General features: G+C 41.4%; 4 protein-coding genes. 1 reads left to right on the top strand and 3 read right to left on the bottom strand.

Features of this window, described 5'->3' with window-relative positions; genetic code table 11:
- The first annotated feature begins 272 nt into the window (after positions 1-272).
- Positions 273-965, top strand: coding sequence for an abortive infection system antitoxin AbiGi family protein (locus tag Q0688_RS26505; RefSeq protein ID WP_299084753.1), 693 nt, complete (start codon positions 273-275; stop codon positions 963-965).
- A gap of 129 nt (positions 966-1,094) precedes the next feature.
- Here Q0688_RS26505 and cysQ read toward each other — a convergent pair whose 3' ends face one another.
- The 3 genes from cysQ to Q0688_RS26520 form a co-directional block, all read right to left on the bottom strand.
- Entirely contained in the window at positions 1,095-1,865 is a 771-nt protein-coding gene (cysQ, locus tag Q0688_RS26510) for a 3'(2'),5'-bisphosphate nucleotidase CysQ (protein WP_149594500.1), read from the bottom strand.
- A gap of 9 nt (positions 1,866-1,874) precedes the next feature.
- Entirely contained in the window at positions 1,875-2,468 is a 594-nt protein-coding gene (cysC, locus tag Q0688_RS26515; RefSeq protein ID WP_299084767.1) for an adenylyl-sulfate kinase, read from the bottom strand.
- A 32-nt stretch (positions 2,469-2,500) separates the two neighbouring features.
- Positions 2,501-4,186: SLC13 family permease (locus tag Q0688_RS26520; protein ID WP_299084770.1), on the bottom strand; the 1,686-nt coding region annotated here is incomplete at its 5' end.

Genomic DNA, 4,186 nt, shown 5'->3' on the forward strand with positions numbered 1-4,186 from the left:
ATGTGTAGGTTGGGTAGAGCGAAGCGAAACCCAACCCAACATATCATAGCGCCATGCGATTAGTTAAGCCAAGGGGACGGTCTTCATAACGAATAGTCTATCTGGATATAATATTTATAATTGGCAATAACTTACACGATTTGCTATTAATAGAACTACATAAAATAAGATAAGTGTTCTCTGATAAAATTGACAGCACACTATTTTGCAAGGAGAGCAATTTGCAACCAAAGTCGCATACATTATTTCATTTCACAAAGAACTTAGAGTTCTTGAAAGATATATTATTAAATGGATTCTGGCCTCGTTTCTGTCTAGAAGATGTAAAATGGTATAGCTCGAATGATGCTCAAGCTGCTTATCCTATTGTCTGTTTTTGTGATATTCCTCTTTCTAGAGTTGATGAACATGTAGATTTTTATGGTAATTTTGGTCTAGGTGCAACGAAGGAATGGGCTAGATTGAATAGGTTATCACCAGTTATTTATCTAAATGAGGGTAGTGCTCAACAATTAGCTTTAAAAAAATTGTTTGGAGAAAATTTAAAAGATAAGCAGTTTTATTGTGGTGCAGGTGATGACATAAATACTATTATGACACATGTGAAGCCTATAGAAGGTAAAATGTTTATCAATGGGCAATTTATATCAAAAGAGTTCCACCAAGAAAATGAATGGAGATTTGCAGTAAATGGGAAGAGTTCAGAGTTAAAAATCCCCCCTTTTCTTTATGAACATCAGTTTAAGAATTTAAAAGTATTGGAGGCTGAAAATCTAAAGGCTAAAAATACATATAGCCTAAAAATCACTCCTTCTGATATCAAATATCTTTTTGTTAAGGCTGATGCAGATATTCCTGATTTAATCAACTTCATACAAACTGAACTAGATCATTACACTAGTTCGGAAATAAAGATATTAATGTCCAGAGTTGTCTCGTTAGAGACTATTAGAGGTGATCTTTAGTGGGCAAACAATAATTTGAAGGGGGCTGTGGTTCCCCCCAAGTTAGTGCTTACCTCTTCATTACATTAATGAAGCTAAAGCTATCACTTGTCTTGCTGACAACTGATAGCTAACCACTAAAAACTACCCTTACTCTTCCACCGCACTCACTACAAAATGCGGATTCAAGTACTCATCTTTGGTGTTATAAATAAGCGGGCTGCCATCAAGCTTAGTGACTTTAGCACCGGCTATTTCAGCGATTGCATGGCCTGCTCCTGTATCCCATTCGCAGGTTGGACCTAAGCGTGGGTAAATATCGGCGCTGCCTTCGGCGACTAAACAGAGTTTTAGTGAGCTGCCTTTAGACACCATTTCAACCTCGTCAAAGCGTTTCACAAACTCGGCTAAATCGGGAGATGGGTGCGAGCGGCTGCCTACAACACGAATTAACCCTTTGTTAGGTTTAGTTGTTACTTTAAGCTCAATTCGCTCATCGCCTTTATCTTTAAACGCGCCAATTGCTTCGGCGGCTAAGTACGATACGCCGAGTGCGGGTGCATCTACTACGGCTAAAATAGGAATACCGTTTTTAATTAGGGCGATGTTTACGGTAAATTCACCGTTCTTTTTAATAAATTCTTTAGTGCCGTCGATTGGATCAACTAACCAGTAGCTTTTCCACGTTTGGCGTACATCCCAGCTTATGTCGGCGTTTTCTTCACTGAGTATTGGAATATCAGGTGTGAGCTGTTGAAGCCCTGCCACAATCAGTTTATGAGCTGCTAAATCGGCGTCGGTTACGGGGCTTTCATCGGCTTTGTACTCAACGTTAAAATCCTTTTCGTAAATTCCCATTATCGCTTGGCCTGCTTTGCGGGCAAGGATGAGGGTTTCTTCTAGCAGTTCGGTTTGGTTCATGGGGTTAACCTATATTATGTGCTTTTGTTTTAGATACGTTATCAGTTGTGTAACCGATTGGTCTAGGGTGTTTTTACTTGTATCTAAAATTATTTCTGGATTGTTTGGCACTTCGTAGCTTGAATCGATACCAGTGAAGTGTTTTATCTCTCCAGCGCGGACTTTTTTGTATAAGCCTTTTGGATCGCGGCTTTCGCATACATCCAGTGGGGTATCGATAAATACTTCGATAAATTCGCCTTCGTCTACTAAGTTACGCACCATGTCACGTTCTGCTCTAAAAGGCGATATAAACGCAGTAAGTACTAACAAGCCAGCGTCGGTCATTAGTTTTGCGGTTTCGCCTACGCGGCGTATGTTTTCAATGCGGTCTTCGTCGCTAAAGCCTAGATCTTTACATAAACCGTGGCGTACGTTGTCGCCATCAAGCAGGTAAGTGTGCGTACCTTGCTGATTAAGCGCCGCTTCTAGTGCGTTTGCTACGGTGCTTTTGCCAGAGCCTGAAAAGCCGGTAAACCATAAAATAGCGGGCTTATGTTTTTTTTGCTCACTACGCTGTGCTTTTGTCGTTGCGTAGTTATGCCAAACTATATTTTCATCCATAGTGAGAGTCTCTTATGCTGTGAGCGCAGGTATTAAAACGGAAATACCAGCGGGATCAAGGTTAATACCGTGATTGAATAAATAATAGAAAGGGGTAAGCCCATCACTATGTAATCTTTTAAGCGATAGTTACCCGCGCTATAAACCATTAGGTTAGTTTGATACCCAAATGGCGATATAAAGCTAGCTGATGCGCCAAAGGCAACCGCCATAATAAACGGTAGCGGGTCTACATTAAAACCAACCGCGAGCGAGTAAGCGACAGGGAACGACAAGGCAGCAGCTGCGTTATTAGTAATAAGCTCGGTAAATAATACGGTCATTAAAAATATAGCTATAAATGCGCCGTAAGGGCCAAAGTCGCCAAGTACCATAAACATGGCGTCGGATATTTGCCCGGCAAGTCCGGTGCCTATCATTAATTTAGCAAGGCCAATGGCGCTGCCTACGACCACGAGTAACTCGATAGGAAAACGGCGTTTTACTTCGTTAAGTTTTATGGTGCCACTGAGCATTAAGCCAATCAGTAATACTAATAAGCCTTTAACCAGCGGCACTATGCCAATAATGCTTAAACCCAGTACTGCGGCAAAGCTTAGTAGCACAATGTTTGATTGTTTAGGTGCAAGGTGGGCTTGTAAGTCAAACCCTGAAATATACACAAATTCGCGCTTTAAATTAGGCAAGGTGTAAAAGTTTTTGCCTGGGGCGAGTATTAGTGAGTCGCCAGCTTGTAGTTGCACTTGCCCAAGGCCGCCTTGTAAGCGGTCGTGCCCACGACGAATGGCAATAACAGCAGCATGAAACTGCTCTCTAAAGCGGGCTTCTTTTACGGTTTTACCAATAAATTTTGAAGACTGACTTACAACTACTTCTACTAAGTGTTCTATGTCTTTTTGATGATTCTCGTGCACTACTTTTAAACCGTCAAAACGGGTAAGTAATGGCACCGATTTTATGTCACCTACAAACAGCAGCACGTCATCTTTTTGAATGATTTGCTGCGGGGTGACTGCGCAAATACGGCTGCCATCGCGAATAATTTCAGCGAGGAATAAGTCTTTTAAATCACGCAGGCCGTTTTCTTCAACGGTTTGGCCTATTAACTTTGAGTTTGCTTGTACTTTACCTTCTAGGTAAAAAGGCACGACTTCTTGGTCGCTTTTACCGTTGTCGGGTAAGTATTTAAGCATTACTAAAATAGTAATTAGGCCTACGCTTAGCGCGCCTAAACCGACTAAGGTAAAGTCAAAAAAGCCCAGCGGTTCCATGCCCGCATCTACTGCAAAGCCATTGACGATTAAGTTGGTTGATGTACCAATAAGCGTAATAGTGCCGCCCAAAATAGCAGTGTACGACAGCGGTAATAATAGCTTTGAAGGGGAGTGATTAGGATTGTCTTTTATCGCGGTAATAAGCGATGCAACAACGGCGGTATTGTTAGTGAACGACGATAAAAAGGCGGTTGATAACCCCAATTTTGTTACCGATTTTACTAAACTACCTTTAGATAGCGATTGCGCTAACTTTTGAATTAGGGTGGTTTTTTCTATTGCGGTCGACACTAACACCAATAGTACTAAAGTGATAAGCGACGGGTTAGCGTAGTTAACTAACATACTTTCAAGATCGATTAGCCCTGCTAAGTAGCTGGTGCCAATAGCGCTTACAAATAACCATGCTGGATTAATGCGGGTGCCAAAAAGGCACCCGACTAA

Source organism: uncultured Paraglaciecola sp. (genome assembly GCF_937123705.1).
Taxonomy (GTDB): domain Bacteria; phylum Pseudomonadota; class Gammaproteobacteria; order Enterobacterales; family Alteromonadaceae; genus Paraglaciecola.